Raw genomic sequence first — 16,009 nt, 5'->3', positions numbered from 1 at the left:
GCCGGGCTATGCCGAGGCGCGCGACGGTGGTTCCGCTGCCGCTCCGCGCCGGAGCCGCTGCTTCGCCGCATAGAGCCGGCTGTCGGCCACGGCCGACAGCCCGTGCTCATCCTCGGCATCGGCGGGCAGGAAGGCCCAGCCGATGCTGGCGCCGACCGAGACCGTCCCAGCCCCGACCGGGATCGGGACGGCCAAGGCCGATTCGATCCGTTCGGCCAGGGCGTCGACTTCCCCGGCGCTCAGCTCATCACCGATCAGGGCGAACTCGTCGCCGCCGATCCGCGCCGCCACCATCTCCCCCGGCAGGATCTCCTGCAGGCGCTGCGCCAGCGCGCGCAGCACGGCGTCGCCGGCCAGATGGCCGTGTCCGTCATTGACCGCCTTGAAGCCGTCGAGATCGATCACCATCAGCACGGCGCCAGCCGACCGGCTGCGCCAGGCCGCGATCCGGTCGCGCAGCGCCGCGTCCAGCGCATGCCGGTTCGCCAGCCCGGTCAGCGCGTCGTGGTTGGCCATGTATTCGATCTTCTGCTCCAGCGCCTTGCGGGCGGAGACATCCATGAAGGAACCGACGACGCGCAGGGGTCGGCCGTCGGCGTCGTGCTCGACCGCCCGCCCCCGCGCCAGCAGCCAGATCCAGCGGCCATCGGGTGCCGGCCAGCGATATTCGACGACGCAGCCCGCGGACCGGCCGGCCAGATGCTCCTCCAGCGCCGCTGTCGCCTGTTCCCGGTCCTCCGGATGGACCCGACGCAGCCAGTCGTCGAGCGGCCGGCTCTGCGCCTCCCCGCTCCGGGCGGTGAGTGAGCTGGCGTCGAGAATCGAGAGCTGGCGGGACGGCACCTCCAAATCCCAGATGCCGTCATTGGTGCCTTCGAAGGCCAGAGCCAGGCGATTCTCACTCTCGGCCAGCCGCAGCTCGATCCGCCGGCGCGTCGCCATGATGCTGGCGACCAGGACCGCGGCCAGAGAGATCAGCGCGACGGACAGGCGGACGGACAGCAGGATCCGCAGCGGGTCCTCGGCCAGGGTCTGCGACGGCAGCCGGTCGAGGCCGAGGCCGAGGGCCGCGAAGATCCACAGCCCGGCCAGCGCGGCCAGCACCGTGGTGGCGAAGATGCCGGCCCTCATCGCCGACCAGATCAGCGGCAGCAGCAGGTATCCGGTGGTCCCGATCCCGCCGGTGGCCACGCCCAGCGCCGCCATCAGGATCAGCAGAGCCAGAGGCCCCGCCAGCTCGGGCAGATCCAGGCGGATGGCGCGGGAGAGCCAGCCGGACGACCATGGTCGCGACGGCAGGGTCAGCGCCAGCGGAAGCACCGCCGCCAGGGCCGCGACCTCCGACATCCACCAGGTTCCGGTGTTCAGAAGGATCGCGGCGTCCCCGAGCAGGGCGAAGCCGAGCGCCGAGACGACGCCGCCGGCCAGGGCCGAGACGATGCAGGTGCCCCCCACGCGCAGCACCGCGGATGGATGGTCGAGCTCCCTGTCCTCCGGCCCGAGCGGCGCCAGGAGGAGCAGCCCGACGGCGATCTCGGCGAGGTTGGACAGCAGCAGCACCGCTGCCAGCAAGAGGCTGCGCCCGTAGCACAGATCCGCCGCGACGAAGGCGACGGCCACACCGGCCCAGCAGAGCGGGTGCCGGCGGGTGGGTCGGCGCAGGAACCAGGCGATCAGGGCGCCGTTCGCCGGCCAGAACAGGGCGAGCGGTTCCAGCCCTCGCGTGGCGATGCCGAGCACCGCCAGGACGAAGGTCAGGACCATCGCCTCGATCACCTCGCGAATCTGCATGTGCACGGGCAAGGGCACCCCAACGGGTCTCGGCATATGATCCTATTCTTGCCCGTCCGTCCGGCGTGGACAAGCGAACAGCCGTCCGGGCTGCCCTGGGCTCCCGTCATGCGGGCAGGACATGCCGGACCGGGCGTCCGCCCGGCTGGCCGGCGCGACCTCGCCCAGCTATTCAGGGCGCCATCCGAGGCCACAATCACCGTGTCATGCAATCAGTCCGCCTGGACGGCCATGTCCGCTCCTGGTACGCCGCCACCGCCAACCGCGACCTCCGCTTCCCCTCGCTGGACGGGGACCTGCGCTGCGACGTGCTGGTGGTGGGCGGCGGCTATACCGGCCTCAGCACCGCGATCGAACTGAGGGAGCGAGGCCTCGACGTCGTTCTGGTCGAGGCCCGGCGGGTCGGCTGGGGCGCGTCGGGCCGCAACGGCGGCCAGGCGGTGACCGGCTTCAACAAGGAGATCGGCACCATCGCCGGCTGGGTCGGCCAAGATGATGCCCGCAAGCTGTGGGACATGTCGGAGGAGGCCAAGGCGATCCTGCGGCAGCGCGTCGAGCAGCATGGCATCGAGTGCGACCTGCGTTGGGGCTATGTGCTGGGCGCGTTGAAGCGGCGGCACATGGAGGAGTTGGAGGCCCATCTGGCCGAATGGGAGCGGCTCGGCTATCACCAGGGCCGGATGCTGTCGCGGGCCGAGGTCCGGACGCTGGTCGATGCCCCCGGCTATGTCGGCGGCCTGCTCGACAGCGGCAGCGGCCAGATCCACCCGCTGAATTATGCGCTCGGCCTGGCCGAGGCGGCGCGGTCGCTCGGCGTGCGCATCTTCGAGGACACGCCGGTCACCCGGCTGGACCAGGGCCGGCCGGCGGCGGCGGAGACGCCGAAGGGGCGGGTCACCGCCGATTTCGTGGCGCTGTGCGGCAACGCCTATCTGCCGGCGCTGTCGGCCGAGGTCGACCGCACGATCCGGTCGCGGGGGATGCCGGTCGGCACCTACATCATCGCGACCGAGCCGCTGGGCGAGCCGCTGGCGCAGCAGACCATCCCCTCGGGCTTCGCCGTCGCCGACATCAACTTCGTGCTGAACTACTACCGGCTGGGACACGACACCCGGATGCTGTTCGGCGGCGGCGTCAGCTATTCCGGCTACGAGCCGCGGCGCCTGGCCGAGGCCATGCGGCGGACGATGGTGCGCACCCTGCCCCGCCTGGCCGGGAAGAAAGTCGAGTTCTGCTGGGGTGGCCATGTCGGCATCACCATGAACCGCACGCCGCATTTCGGCCGGGTGGCGCCCCATATCTTCTTCGCCCAAGGCTTCTCCGGCCACGGCGTGCTGCTGACCGGCATGGCCGGCCGGGTGATGGCCGAGGCGATCCGCGGCCAGGCCGACCGCTTCGACGTCTTCGCCCGTATCCCGCATCAGCCTTTTCCAGGCGGAAGGCTGCTGCGCATGCCGGCCCTGGTGCTTGCGATGGCCTGGTACCGGCTGCGCGACCTGCTGTAGCGATTCCTGTCAGTACGCTGCAGCCCACTGCCGCAGCAGCTCGCGCTCGGCCGCCCGCGCCCGGCCGAGCCAGCGCCGCGCCGGCTGCGACACGGCGAGAACATAGGGATCGGTCGCCGCGTCGGCCGCGGCGCGCTGCGCCTCGTCGACGATGAAGATGGCGAAGCCGAGCTGCCGGCCGCTGTTGGCCGTGAGATAGCCGGCCAGGCCGCGGACATAGCCCATGGTGCCGGTCTTCGCCCGCAACCGGCCGGGCGGGAGCGGCGGCGGCTCGCCGGAACCGGCCTCGGCCCCGCCGTCCGGCCGCTCCGGCATCAGCGCCGGCAGGCCGATGCGGTTGCCCTCGATCAGCACGGCGGCCATCTGCACCGGCGAGATCCGGGCGGCGGTGCTGAGGCCGGATCCCCCCGGGATCGACAGCCCGCTCCAGTCGACTTGCGGCAGCTTCTGCGCCCACCAGGCGGCCAGCGTGCGGCCCGCCTACCCCTGGCTGATGCTGCTGCGGCCCAGGGCCTGCCGCGCCGCCATCATGCCGATCATCTCGGCCGACAGGTTGTTGCTGTATTTCAGGACGCGGGCGACGATCGCCGGCAGCGGCTCGCTGTCGTGCCGGGCGATGATCGTGCCCTCGGCCGTGCGCGACCCGATCGCCGGGGCCGGCAGGGTGATGCCTGCGTCGCGCGCGAAGGACCGGAAGATCTCGGCCGCCGTGGCCGACGGATAGCGGATCGGCAGCAGGTCGGAGCCCTTGTCCGGCAGGCGCGACGACAGAATCCAGCCTTCGTGGCCGTCGACCGGACGATAGGGCGTGGCCGCGCCCTCGCTGACATCGACCCAGGGCAGCGTGACGTTGCGCCCATCCGCCACCGCGTCGGCCCGGGCATCCATGCGCCCTTGCCGCGTCTGCCAGCTCACCCGCAGGGCGTTGAAGTTGACGGCGAGGCCGGAGAGCCCGGGGTTGTAGGAGGCGGCCAGGGGCTGCAGCGGATCGAGATACGGCAGGGCCTGCAGCACCGTGTCGTCGACGACGAAACGGCCGGTCACCTTGGTGATGCCGGCCTGCCGGACCTGACCGACCAGATCGGCCAGGTCATTGATGTCCAAGGTGGGATCGCCCCCGCCGATCAGGGCCAGATCGCCGTTCAGCACGCCGCCCGAGACGGAGCCGCTGGCAGCGACGACGGTGGTGAAGCGATGGTCGGCGCCGAGGATCTCGATCGCCGCCAGCATGCTCGCGACCTTCATGGTCGAGGCCGGGATCATCGGTCGCGTCGGATGGGCGCTGTCGATCAGCTGGCCGCTCTGCGCGTCGAACACGATGTAGGCGATGTCGCCGGCCGGCAGGCCGCTGCGGTTCGCGGCCTGGGCGCGGGCCGCTTCGGCCGGCAGGCCGGCCGCCAGCACCAGCAGCAGGAACAGACGAAACACTTTGGGCACGGGCCGGCATCCTCCGCATCGGGTCGCGCCCTCCTATAGCTCCGGGCGCAGCGAGTCGGAAGCCGCCGTAAGCGGAAACGGGCACGGCCCCTTGCCGGGGCCGTATCGGTCCTTCGCTGGGCCGGACGGGCTAGTAGGCGCCGGCGCGGGGCAGGAAGACCTTCGGGGTCTTGAGCAGGATCACGATGTCCCGCCAGAGCGTCCAGTTCCGCACATATTCGACGTTGAGGCGGATCCTGGTCTCATAGCCGATGTCGCTGCGGCCCGAGATCTGCCAGACGCCGGTCATGCCGGGCCTGGTGCTGTAATAGTAGTGGATCGCCGATCCCCAGCGCTCCTGCTCCTCCTCGAACATCGGCCGCGGGCCGACCAGGCTCATATCGCCCTTGAGCACGTTGAACAGCTGCGGCAACTCGTCGAGGCTGGTCTTGCGCAGGAAGCGGCCGATCGCGGTCACGCGCGGATCTTTTTTCAGCTTGAAGCCGGCTTCCCATTCCCGCCGCAGTTCAGGATCTTTCTGAAGAAGATCCGCCAACAGCTTGTTTGCGTTGGGAACCATCGTCCTGAACTTATGGCAGTAGAAGATCTTGCCATCGCGCCCCACGCGGCGGTCGCTGTAGAAAATTCCCCGGCCGGAACGCCGGATCATGGCCGCGCAGACCAGAAACAACGGCGAAAACAGGATCAGAAAGACGATCGATAATACGATATCCATCAATCGCTTAGAGCCTGTTTGGAAACAGGGCTGGTGTTTTAAGCGAGCTCGTGATTCAAGCTGTGGATGTGGACAGCAACGAGCCGTGGCCGGATGGCCGAGATCGAGAAGAAGACGCGTCGCTATCCGACCGACCTGACGGATGAGGAATGGTCGCAAGTCGAGCCGCTGCTGCCGAAGCCGGCCAGGACAGGGCGTCGGCGAGAGATCGCGCTTCGCGAGGTGCTGAATGCGATCCGGTATCTGGCCCGGACCGGCTGTGGCTGGCGGATGCTTCCGGTGAACTTTCCGCCCTGGCAGACGGTGTACTGGTGGTTCCGGCGCTTCGTCCGGCTGTTCCTGTTCCGAACGATCCATGACATCGCGCTGATGATCGACCGGGAGCAGGCCGGGCGCGGTGCCAGCCCCTCCGGCGGCATCCTCGACAGCCAGACGATCAAGGCACCGGCGCCTGGTGCTGTTCGCAGCTTCGATGGCGCCAAGAAGGTGGTGGGCCGCAAGCGGCACGTCGCCGTCGACACCGATGGGCGCCTCTTGATGGTGAACCTCACCCCGGCCGGCATCTCCGACAGCGCCGGCGCCCAGACGATCCTGTCCGCGATCCGCAAGCGCTGGCCCTGGATCAAGCATCTGTTCGCCGACAGCGCCTATGACCGTGGCAAGCTCATGGACAAGGCCGCCTACCTCGACTTCGTGATCGAGGTTGTCCGCCGCATCGACGCCGGCTTCAAGGTCCTGCCGCGCCGCTGGGTCGTCGAGCGCACCTTCGGATGGATGACCCGATGGCGGCGCCTGGTCCGCGACTACGAAGCCCGCATCGACGTCTCCGAGGCCATGATCCATGTCGCCATGGGAAGCCTCCTCCTCCGACGCATCGCTCACTAAACTCCGTTTCCAAACGGACTCTTAGCCGCCATGCCGATCCGAGCCGTCCGAATCGGCGTCTCCGCGGAAATATCTACAGCGGCAGTATCGACGAGGCTGTCGGACTGCATATTCCTGTACCCCCAGAAAACAGAAATAAAGGAGCAGAACATGTCCCGCCGCCGCAATCGGCAGAACACCCCACATTGAATTTTTGTCTGACTCCCCGCCCCCTAGTCACTAGGGTCGCGCATGTCACAATTGCCTGGACCGTGGCAATTTTTAGTGTGACCTGACGGCCATTGAATGCGCTCTTTATGTATATCGAAAGCCGCCGGGGGAGACAATCCATTTATTGCCCTGTGTTGCCGCCACCAGCCTGGATAGATCAACGGCAGAGACAGGAAAATTAAACTAATGCGGCAATCACGTTAGTTAATCTCCTGTTTTTAAGCCTCTTTTCCTCGCAGCAAGCGAGCCACAAGCTCGCTTTCCCCGACCTTGCCGATCAGCCGGCCGTCATCGTCCAAAACGAGGATCGGCTGCCGTGTCGCTTCATGTGCGGCGATGAAGCGGCGCATCGAGGCATGGGCCGGCATGGTCGCGATCTGCCCCGGCACCACGCCGTTGATGATGCCGTCGGCGATCTCCAGCGGCCGGTCGGCCTGCAGCACCTCGATCGGCCGGCCGAGATCGTCGACCCGGCAGCGGCAGGTCTTCGCCTTGTCGACCAGGATCGAATCGCCGTCGCGCGGCAGCAGGTCGAGCGGCGTCATCAGCGCCTCGGCGCGGAGGACGTTGAGGGGGTTCACGTGGGCGACGAAGTTGGCGACGTAATCGTCCGCCGGGCGGGTGACGATCTCCTCCGGCGTGCCGACCTGGACGATGCGGCCGGATTCCATGATCACGATGCGGTTGCCGATCTTCAGCGCCTCGTCGAGGTCGTGGCTGACGAAGATGATGGTTTTCTTCAGCCGACGCTGCAGCTCCAGGAGCTCGTCCTGCAGATGGGTGCGGATCAAGGGGTCGAGCGCCGAGAACGGTTCGTCCATCAAGAGGATGTCGGCATCGGTGGCGAAGGCGCGGGCCAGGCCGACGCGCTGCTGCATGCCGCCCGACAGCTCGCGCGGGTATTTGCCGGCCCATTTGTCGAGATGGACCAGCGCCAGCTTCTCGTCGACCACCCGGTCGCGTTCGGCCTTCGGCACGCCGCGCAGCTCAAGCCCGAGGCCGACATTGTCGCGGATCGTGCGCCACGGCATCAGCGCGAATTGCTGGAACACCATCGACACCCAGTCGGCGCGGAGCCTGCGCAGGGTGGTCTCGTCGCAGCTGGCGACGTCGACCTCCTGGCCGTCGCAGCGCACGATCATCCGGCCGCGGGTGACCTTGTTGAGGCCGTTGACGCAGCGCAGCAGCGACGATTTGCCGGAGCCGGACAGGCCCATCAGCACGCACAGCTCGCCCGGCGGAACCGAGAGCTCGGCCCCGGCGACCGCCAGGGTGTCGCCGGTCTCGGCCAGGATCTCGGCCCGGCTTCGGCCCTGATCGAGCAACGCCAGCGCCCGCTTCGGCGTCGGCCCGAAGATCACGTCGACGGCGTTGAAATGGACGGCGGGAAGCATGTCGGACATCAATGCGCCCCTCCGACGGGCCGTTCGCTTTTCACCAGACGGTCGAGGATCACGGCCAGGATGACGATGCACAGGCCGGCTTCGAAGCCCATCGGGACGTTCACCGAGTTGAGGGCGCGCACCACCGGCTTGCCCAGGCCGTCGGCCCCGACCAGCGCGGCGATCACGACCATCGACAGCGACAGCATGATGCATTGGGTCAGCCCGGCCATGATCGTCGGCAGGGCGTGCGGCAGCTCGACCTTGAACAGCAGCTGCCGCCTGGTGGCGCCGAAGGCCTCGCCGGCCTCGAGCAGCGGCCCCGGCACGCCGTGGATGCCGAGATAGGTCAGGCGGATCGGCGCGGCCACGGCGAAGACCACCGTCGAGATCAGGCCCGGCGCGACGCCCAGCCCGAACAGGATCAGGGTCGGGATCAGGTAGACGAAGGTCGGCAGCGTCTGCATCAGGTCGAGGATCGGCCGGATCACGGCATAGACCAGCGGCCGGTGGGCGCAGAGGATGCCGATCGGGATGCCGATCAACAGCGACAGGAAGGTGGCGCAGATCACCAGCGCCAGGGTCTGCATGGTCTCGGTCCAGTAGCCGAGATTGAGGATCAGGAGGAACCCGATCACGACCAGGGCGACCAGCTGCCAGCGCCGGTGCAGCAGGTAGGCCAGGACGGCGACAATGGCTATGAAGACCAGCGGCGGCGGCCACAGGAACACGTCGATCAGCCATTCGATCGCGGTGCCGAGGCCGATCGAGATGGCATCGAAGACGCTGGCGAAATTGTCGGTCAGGAAATCCGTCAGGTGCTTGATCCATAGCCCGAGCGGGATCTTCTGGGACAACAGCGCGCTCAGTTCGTCCATGCGGCGTCCTTCTTGTTCCGGACGTTTGGACGACGCGCCGCCCGGGCGGCGGCGCGCCTGTCGGGTCGATTAGAGGCCGAGAGACGCCTTCACCGCGGCGAGGCCGTCCTTGCCGTCGAAGGTGGTCACGCCGGCGAGCCAGGGCGTCAGCACATCCGGGTTGGCCTTGAGATAGTCGGCCGCCGCCTGGTCGCCGCTCTTGCCCTCGTCGAGGATGCCGGCCATCACGGCGTTCTCGATGTCGAGCGAGAAGACCAGGTTGTCCAGCAGCTTGCCGACATTCGGGCAGTCCGTCCGATAGCCGGCGCGGACGTTGGTCAGCACCGTGGCGCCGCCGTAGTTCGGTCCGAAGAAGTCGTCGCCGCCCGACAGGTATTGCAGCGCAAAGTTCTTGTTCATGGGATGCGGCGCCCAGCCGAGGAACACTATCCATTCCTTGCGGCGGATCGCCCGGTCCACCTGGGACAGCATGCCCTGCTCGCTCGATTCGACCAGCTGCCAATCCTTCAGGCCGAAGGCATCCTTGTCGATCATCGACTGGATCTGCCGGTTGCCGTCGTTGCCGGGTTCGATGCCGTAGATCTTCTTGTCGAACTTGTCGCCGTTCTTCGCCAGATCGGCGAAGTCCTTCACCCCACCCTCGAAGACGTAGTCCGGCACCGCCAGGGTGTATTTCGCGCCCTCGAGGTTGACGCGCACGTTCTCGACCGACTTGTCGTCGAGATAGGGCTGGATGTCCGCCGCCTGGGTCGGCATCCAGTTGCCGAGGAAGATGTCGATGTTCTTGTTCTTCAGCGAGACATAGGTGACCGGGACCGACAGCACCTCGGCCGAGGGCTCGTAGCCCAGCCCTTTCAGCACGGTCGAGGCGATCCCGGTGGTCGCGGTGATGTCGGTCCAGCCGACATCGGAGAACCGCACCTTACGGCAGCTCGCCGGATCGGCCGCCTGGGCCGTCCCGGCGGCCAGGGCTAGGCCCAGCACCAGCCCGCTCAAACGCCACGACATCATGATGCGACTCTCCTGTTTTGCCCGCCTGTCTGACAATTTTCGTTCGTTGCAGGGCGGCGTCAGCCGCAGGACCAGCGGCCAAGCGCCTCCGCGCGAGTCTAACGACGGCCCGTGCGTCGCCGCTGGCCGATTTCCGGCATGGCGTGACGCAAACCGGCCTCATCGCCCGGCCCCGCCCCGCTAGCATGCGGCCGCGGCCCGGAGGAATGGAAGTGATGACGGCAGAATTCGACTACGTGATCGTCGGCGCCGGCTCGGCCGGCTGCGTCCTCGCCAACCGGCTGTCGGCCGAGCCCGGCAACCGCGTGCTGGTGCTGGAAGCCGGCCCCGAGGACCGGACCTGGAAGATCCACATGCCGGCGGCGCTAACCTACAATCTCGGCGACGACAAGTACAACTGGTACTACGAGACCGAGCCGCAGGCGGCGATGGACGGCCGCCGCATGTACTGGCCGCGCGGCCGGGTGCTGGGCGGGTCCTCGTCGCTCAACGCCATGGTCTATGTCCGCGGCCATGCCTATGACTACGACCGCTGGGCCGAGGAAGGCGCCGCCGGCTGGTCCTATGCCGAGGTGCTGCCCTATTTCCGCCGGGCCGAGACCCGGGCCAAGGGCGGCGACGACTATCGCGGCTCCGACGGGCCGCTCAGGGTTTCGACCGGCAGCCAGCCGAACCCGCTGTTCGACGCCTTCATCCAGGCCGGGCAGCAGGCCGGGTATCCGTTCACCGAGGATATGAACGGTTACCAGCAGGAAGGCTTCGGCAAGATGGACATGACGATCCATCAGGGCGAGCGCTGGTCGGCCGCCAAGGCCTATCTGAAGCCGGTCCGGACGCGGCCGAACCTGACCGTCGAGACCGGCGCGCTGAGCACCCGGATCCTGTTCGAGGGCACCCGCGCCGTCGGCGTCGAATACGCCCAGGCTGGGCAGGTCCGCGTTGCCCGCGCCGCCCGCGAGGTGATCCTGTGCGGCGGCGCCATCAACTCGCCGCAACTGCTGATGCTGTCCGGCGTCGGCCCGGCCGACCAGCTGCGCCGGCACGGCATCGCCGTGGTGCACGACCTGCCGGGCGTCGGCCGCAACCTGCAGGACCACCTGGAGCTGTACGTCCAGTACGAGTGCAAGCAGCCGATCACCCTCTACAGCGTCGAGAATCCGCTGTTCAAGGCGAAGGTCGGGGTCGAGTGGTTCATGTTCCGCAGCGGCCTCTGTACCTCGGCCCATCTCGAGGCCGGCGGCTTCATCCGCTCCCGCGCCGGCATCCGGCACCCGGACATCCAGTACCATTTCCTGCCGTCGGTGGTGAACGACCACGGCCGCAAGCCGGGCGACCGCCATGCGTTCCAGGCCCATGCGGGCACCATGCGCGCCACCTCGCGCGGCTGGGTCGAGCTGCGATCGGCCGACCCGCGGGCCAAGCCGATCCTGCAGCCGAACTACCTGACCACCGAGGACGACCGCGCCGACATGCGCGCCTGCGTCAAGCTGACCCGTGAGATCTTCGCCCAGAGCGCCTTCGACCCCTATCGCGGGCCGGAGATCGCGCCCGGCGCCCCGGTCCGTACCGATGACGAGATCGACGCCTTCATCCGGGCCAAGGCCGACAGCGCCTATCACCCCTCCTGCACCTGCAAGATGGGTGTCGACGAGATGGCGGTGGTCGACCCGGAAACGCGGGTGCGCGGGCTGGAGGGGCTGCGCGTGGTCGACGCCTCGATCATGCCCTCGATCGTCAGCGGCAACCTGAACGCGCCGACCATCATGATCGGCGAGAAGGCGGCCGACATCATCCTGGGCCGGCCCCCCTTGCCGCCCTCCAACGCCCCGGTCTACGAGGCACCCAACTGGCAGACGGCGCAGCGCTGAAACAGGAGAGAGCCATGACCATCGGTCTGCACATCGGCGGGCGCACGGTCGACGGAAGCGGCACGCCCTTCGACACGATCAACCCGGCGACCGGGCAGGTCATCGGCCGGGTCGCCGCCGCCTCCCCCGCCGATGTCGATCGCGCCGTGGCCGCGGCCAAGGCCGCCTTCGACGGCTGGGCCGGGATGACCGGCACCCAGCGCGGCCGCATCCTGCGCGAGGCGGTGCGCCTCCTGCGCGCCAACCGCGACCGGCTGGCGCGGATGGAGGTCGAGGACACCGGCAAGCCGATCGCCGAGGCGCTAGCGGTCGACATCGATTCCGGCGCCGACGCGATCGAGTATTTCGCCGGGCTGGCGCCGTCGCTGCACGGCACCCATCACGATTTCGGCCGCGCCTTCGCCTATACAAGGCGCGAGCCACTGGGCGTGGTCGCCGGCATCGGCGCCTGGAACTACCCGATCCAGATCGCCTGCTGGAAGTCCGGCCCGGCGCTGGCCTGCGGCAACACCATGGTGTTCAAGCCGTCCGAGCTGACGCCGATGACCGCGGTGGCGCTGGCCGGGATCTTCGCCGAGGCCGGCCTGCCGCCGGGCGTGTTCAACGTGGTCCAGGGCAAGGGCGATGTCGGCCAGGCGCTGATCAGCCATCCCGACGTCGCCAAGGTGTCGCTGACAGGGTCGGTGCCGACCGGGCGCAAGGTCGCCGCGGCCGCCGCCGGGGCGATGAAGCACGTGACCATGGAGCTCGGCGGCAAGTCGCCGCTGATCGTCTTCGCCGACGCCGATGTCGAGAACGCGGTGAAGGCGGCGATGATGGCGAACTTCTACACCCAGGGCGAGATCTGCTCGAACGGCACGCGGGTGTTCGTCGAGGCGTCGCTGCACAACCGCTTCATGGATGCCCTCGTGGCCCGCACCCAAAAGATGCGGATCGGCGACCCGATGGATCCGGCAACCCAGGTCGGCGCCCTGATCTCGGCCGAGCACCGGGCCAAGGTGCTGGGCTATGTCGAGGCCGGGGTGAAGGCCGGCGCCCGCCTGGTCTGCGGCGGCCGCGCCCCGGCCGACCCGGCGCTGGCCGGCGGCTATTTCGTCGAGCCGGCGATCTTCGACGCCTGCCACGACGACATGTCGATCGTGCGGGAGGAGATCTTCGGCCCGGTGATGACGGTGCTGACCTTCACCGACGAGGACGAGGCGGTGCGCCGCGCCAACGCCACCGAATACGGGCTGGCGGCCGGCGTCTTCACCCGCGACCTGGCCCGCGGCCACCGCGTCGTCGCCCGGCTGCAGGCCGGCACCTGCTGGATCAACAACTACAACATCACCCCGGTGGAGATCCCGTTCGGCGGATACAAGCAGTCCGGCCTCGGCCGCGAGAACGGCCTCGCCGCGCTCGAGCACTACACCCAGCTGAAGAGCGTCTATGTCGAGACCGGCGACGTCGACTGCCCGTATTGACGTTCGATCACAACTCCCTCGTTTGTTTGACTTCTCCTGCGCAGCGAGCTCTTCTCAGAACGAAGGGTTCGTGGTTCGTTTGGGAAACGAAAGGACGCCGGCGGTCGAGGATGGCACGGTGCGAGTCTCGTCGGTGGAGTTTAGCGGATATCGCCCAGGCTCTCAGTACGAGCAGCGGCAACGCCCGCGCACGATGCCTTAGGTTTTAGGAGTGTCGATCGGTCGCGCAAAAAGCGGAAGACTCTCGATCGAAAGGGTTGGAGTAGCGAGTGGTTGGCTTATCGGCGGCTCGAGCATAAGCGGCATCTGCGCTGTATCCTTCCGCACGGGGTGAGCTTGATCAAGCAGCTGCTTGAACTGGTCCCAATTCTGCGAAACGCGCATGAGAGTGATCACGGCGTATAGGTGTTGCGCGAGTGCAGGATGCCCAACATCTTCGGTTAGCCATTGATGATGGCGTGCTTTGCGGTTACCTCGCTCTATCGGATTTCGCTTCTCAAGTTCATCTATAATTCCAGGAGCAAGTCGCGCATATACTATATCCTTCGTATAAAACGCGACGATCTGTGGGCGACTAGTTGGGTTGTCGTTCTTCTTTGTCCAATTACGAAGCCTGAATATTTGCTGATAGAATTCATCGGGAAATCTCTTGGCCCATGCCGCCAGCTCTTTACGAAGGTAAGCATTAAGTATTTCCTGAAGAGCAGCGCGGTCGCGTACATCTTGATATCCTGTTGCTTCATCAACAAGTGCAACGATTCCAACTTCTGCAAGACCGCGCATTATTATTTCAGCACGTTGCGCCACGGCTAGCTGCGCATCGTTGAGCTTCCCTTCTTCGCGCGCCTTAAGCCAGACGTTACAAACTTGGGGCAATGCCGTGGCCACCAGCCCCATTGCCACGCCCCCGCCCTTCCCATGCCGGTAGAGTGCGGGCTTCGCCAGCAGCTCCATCAAGTCACTGGGAATAAAAGGCTTTAGTATGCCAACATTTAAGTAGAAGGGTAGACCTCCAGCACTACCATCATCTGATCTTTTCCAGCTTTGTCCACCAAAGCTGCGCCCAAGAGCGCGGCCGACACCGCGTTGGGACAAGACCCGCGTTCCGTCAGGGAGCACGGCGCATGGAATAACCAGTTCACCAATATGCAGATCGCCAGTGTGCTCCGCCTTAGGCGGCGCATCGGCAGACCATCTGCCTTGGGCCGCCTTTCGAGCGATATCACTTCGCGTTTCCGGAGAGAGTTTTTTTGCTCGGGCGACACCGCCCTTAGCCCGGCCGATCACCTCTGCCATCATCGCTCCTTCATCTGATGCTTGCATTGTGGACGGTTGTCGACGTAATGCAAGCATTTTCGCACATTATGCATGCATCGTCTTCACCTCGCAGCACGCGCAATTTGTGCGACCTCTTCGCCAGATGGTCACGAGGCGCGCTCGGAAGCTGTCGAGAGGATACAGGCTCGAATTTCGAACTGAGACACCCCCTCGCAGCTCGCAATCTTGCCCCTCCAGGCTCTCCGGCGCATAGTCCGGCCGCCGTCACGGCGACGGCGGATTGTCCTGGTTCATGAGCAGCTTCCGGATTCGCGACGACGCCCCGCACTACACCCTGCTGACCAAGCTGCAGCTGATGAGCTGGGGCCTGGTGGTGCTGGTCTGCGCCATCGCCGCGGTCGGGGTGATGCTGCTGTACTCCGCCGGCGGCGGCTCCTGGGAGCCCTGGGCCAGCCGGCAGCTAACCCGCTTCGCCACCGGCTTCATCGTCATGCTGCTGCTGGCGCTGGTCGACATCCGGGTGTGGATGAAGATCGCCTACCCGGTCTACGCCATCGTCTTCGCCCTTCTGATCGTGGTCGAGATGATGGGCCATGTCGGCATGGGCGCCGAGCGCTGGATCAACCTGGGGCCCCTGGTGATCCAGCCCTCGGAGCTGATGAAGATCGCGCTGGTCCTCGCCCTCGCCCGCTACTTCCACGGCTTCTCCCTGGTCGAGGTGCGCAACCCGCTGGTGCTGATCGTGCCGCTGCTGCTGATCCTGGCGCCGGTCGGGCTGGTGCTGATGCAGCCCAATCTCGGCACCGCCATGCTGCTGATCCTGACCGGCGGCGCGGTGCTGTTCGCCACCGGGGTGCGGCTGTGGAAGTTCGCCGTCGCCATCGTGCTGGGCCTGTCCGCCATCCCGATCGGCTGGGAGTTCCTGCACGACTACCAGAAGAACCGCGTCTACACCTTCCTGGAGCCGGAGCGCGACCCGCTGGGCGCCGGCTACAACATCATGCAGTCGAAGATCGCGCTCGGCTCCGGCGCGCTGTTCGGCAAGGGCTTCACCGCCGGCACGCAGAGCCAGCTGATGTTCCTGCCGGAGAAGCACACCGACTTCATCTTCGTGGTGCTGGCCGAGGAGTTCGGCATGGTCGGCGCCCTGATCCTGCTGTTCCTCTACACCATGCTGTTCGTCTACGGGCTGATGATCGCGCTCAGCGCCCGCAGCCATTTCGCCCGGCTGGTCGGGATCGGCCTGACCACGACCTTCTTCCTCTACGTCTTCGTCAATGTCGCGATGGTCACCGGACTGATTCCGGTCGTCGGCATCCCGCTGCCCCTGGTGTCCTATGGCGGCACGGCGATGCTGACCCTGCTGATGGGCTGCGGCATCCTGCTCAGCGTCTGGATCCACCGCGAGGTGCGGATCCCGCGCAGCGGCATCACGGACTACTGAGTCCGGACCTGACATTTCGATCAGCGTGGATGCGGTATGAGAAAGCCCTCACCGGGCTATCGGCGGCCTGGGGCCGACTCTCCCGGTAAGCGGACTGGGGAATGTCTCGGGGCGGTCGCAGCCCTGACTTTGATCCGCCGCG

Annotated in this window: 11 protein-coding genes and 1 pseudogene; 5 read left to right on the top strand and 7 right to left on the bottom strand. The window is 66.9% G+C overall.

The annotated features are described in order from the left end of the window. Positions 1-6: 6 nt before the first annotated feature. The gene (locus LG391_RS00595; protein ID WP_225764544.1) at positions 7-1,827 is read right to left on the bottom strand and encodes a diguanylate cyclase domain-containing protein; all 1,821 of its coding nucleotides are present in this window, start codon (positions 1,825-1,827) and stop codon (positions 7-9) included. A 170-nt stretch (positions 1,828-1,997) separates the two neighbouring features. Between LG391_RS00595 and LG391_RS00590 the strand changes: the two genes are divergently transcribed. Beyond that, a complete protein-coding gene (locus tag LG391_RS00590; RefSeq protein ID WP_225764532.1) occupies positions 1,998-3,296 on the top strand; it encodes an FAD-binding oxidoreductase in 1,299 nt (432 codons plus the stop codon). 9 nt (positions 3,297-3,305) lie between these two features. On the opposite strand, the pseudogene dacB reads toward LG391_RS00590, so the two are convergent. Together dacB and LG391_RS00580 are read right to left on the bottom strand one after the other, a co-directional pair. Then, a pseudogene (gene dacB, locus LG391_RS00585) lies at positions 3,306-4,700 on the bottom strand (D-alanyl-D-alanine carboxypeptidase/D-alanyl-D-alanine-endopeptidase). A 163-nt stretch (positions 4,701-4,863) separates the two neighbouring features. Continuing rightward, positions 4,864-5,448: a sugar transferase gene (locus tag LG391_RS00580; protein WP_225764521.1), complete on the bottom strand. Its 585-nt coding sequence runs from the start codon at positions 5,446-5,448 to the stop codon at positions 4,864-4,866. 66 nt (positions 5,449-5,514) lie between these two features. Between LG391_RS00580 and LG391_RS00575 the strand changes: the two genes are divergently transcribed. Next, entirely contained in the window at positions 5,515-6,333 is an 819-nt protein-coding gene (locus LG391_RS00575; protein WP_225764519.1) for an IS5 family transposase, read from the top strand. Between the two features lie 428 nt (positions 6,334-6,761). Here LG391_RS00575 and choV read toward each other — a convergent pair whose 3' ends face one another. From choV to LG391_RS00560, 3 genes are all read right to left on the bottom strand, one after another. After that, positions 6,762-7,946 carry a choline ABC transporter ATP-binding protein gene (gene choV / locus LG391_RS00570; RefSeq protein ID WP_225764517.1) on the bottom strand — a complete coding sequence of 395 codons (1,185 nt, stop codon included), beginning with the start codon at positions 7,944-7,946 and terminating at the stop codon, positions 6,762-6,764. Further along, positions 7,946-8,803: a choline ABC transporter permease subunit gene (choW, locus tag LG391_RS00565; RefSeq protein WP_225764515.1), complete on the bottom strand. Its 858-nt coding sequence runs from the start codon at positions 8,801-8,803 to the stop codon at positions 7,946-7,948. The genes choV and choW overlap by 1 nt, the downstream gene beginning before the upstream one ends. 69 nt (positions 8,804-8,872) lie before the next feature. Next, entirely contained in the window at positions 8,873-9,814 is a 942-nt protein-coding gene (locus LG391_RS00560) for a choline ABC transporter substrate-binding protein (RefSeq protein ID WP_225764512.1), read from the bottom strand. 215 nt (positions 9,815-10,029) lie between these two features. Here LG391_RS00560 and betA point away from each other — a divergent pair, with 215 nt between their 5' ends. Further along, positions 10,030-11,682: a choline dehydrogenase gene (gene betA / locus LG391_RS00555; RefSeq protein WP_225764510.1), complete on the top strand. Its 1,653-nt coding sequence runs from the start codon at positions 10,030-10,032 to the stop codon at positions 11,680-11,682. Between the two features lie 14 nt (positions 11,683-11,696). Then, positions 11,697-13,145, top strand: coding sequence for a betaine-aldehyde dehydrogenase (betB, locus tag LG391_RS00550; protein ID WP_225764508.1), 1,449 nt, complete (start codon positions 11,697-11,699; stop codon positions 13,143-13,145). A 198-nt stretch (positions 13,146-13,343) separates the two neighbouring features. Here the strand turns inward: betB and LG391_RS00545 are convergent, their stop codons facing one another. Next, entirely contained in the window at positions 13,344-14,441 is a 1,098-nt protein-coding gene (locus LG391_RS00545) for a P63C domain-containing protein (protein WP_225764506.1), read from the bottom strand. Positions 14,442-14,715: 274 nt separating this feature from the next. Between LG391_RS00545 and rodA the strand changes: the two genes are divergently transcribed. Further along, positions 14,716-15,867, top strand: a complete 1,152-nt coding sequence (gene rodA, locus LG391_RS00540) for a rod shape-determining protein RodA (protein ID WP_225764504.1) — start codon at positions 14,716-14,718, stop codon at positions 15,865-15,867. The last annotated feature ends 142 nt before the right edge of the window (positions 15,868-16,009 follow it).

The organism is Inquilinus sp. Marseille-Q2685 (assembly GCF_916619195.1).
Taxonomy (GTDB): Bacteria; Pseudomonadota; Alphaproteobacteria; order DSM-16000; family Inquilinaceae; genus Inquilinus.
This window is presented reverse-complemented; position numbering and strand designations above follow the sequence as displayed.

What these genes read in the sequence shown, in the direction of transcription:
- LG391_RS00595 (WP_225764544.1), bottom strand. Translation starts at nt 1,827, where the DNA reads ATGCCGAGACCCGTTGGGGTGCCCTTGCCCGTGCACATGCAGATTCGC.
- LG391_RS00590 (WP_225764532.1), top strand. Translation starts at nt 1,998, where the DNA reads ATGCAATCAGTCCGCCTGGACGGCCATGTCCGCTCCTGGTACGCCGCC.
- LG391_RS00580 (WP_225764521.1), bottom strand. Translation starts at nt 5,448, where the DNA reads ATGGATATCGTATTATCGATCGTCTTTCTGATCCTGTTTTCGCCGTTG.
- LG391_RS00575 (WP_225764519.1), top strand. Translation starts at nt 5,515, where the DNA reads ATGTGGACAGCAACGAGCCGTGGCCGGATGGCCGAGATCGAGAAGAAG.
- choV (WP_225764517.1), bottom strand. Translation starts at nt 7,946, where the DNA reads ATGTCCGACATGCTTCCCGCCGTCCATTTCAACGCCGTCGACGTGATC.
- choW (WP_225764515.1), bottom strand. Translation starts at nt 8,803, where the DNA reads ATGGACGAACTGAGCGCGCTGTTGTCCCAGAAGATCCCGCTCGGGCTA.
- LG391_RS00560 (WP_225764512.1), bottom strand. Translation starts at nt 9,814, where the DNA reads ATGATGTCGTGGCGTTTGAGCGGGCTGGTGCTGGGCCTAGCCCTGGCC.
- betA (WP_225764510.1), top strand. Translation starts at nt 10,030, where the DNA reads ATGACGGCAGAATTCGACTACGTGATCGTCGGCGCCGGCTCGGCCGGC.
- betB (WP_225764508.1), top strand. Translation starts at nt 11,697, where the DNA reads ATGACCATCGGTCTGCACATCGGCGGGCGCACGGTCGACGGAAGCGGC.
- LG391_RS00545 (WP_225764506.1), bottom strand. Translation starts at nt 14,441, where the DNA reads ATGGCAGAGGTGATCGGCCGGGCTAAGGGCGGTGTCGCCCGAGCAAAA.
- rodA (WP_225764504.1), top strand. Translation starts at nt 14,716, where the DNA reads ATGAGCAGCTTCCGGATTCGCGACGACGCCCCGCACTACACCCTGCTG.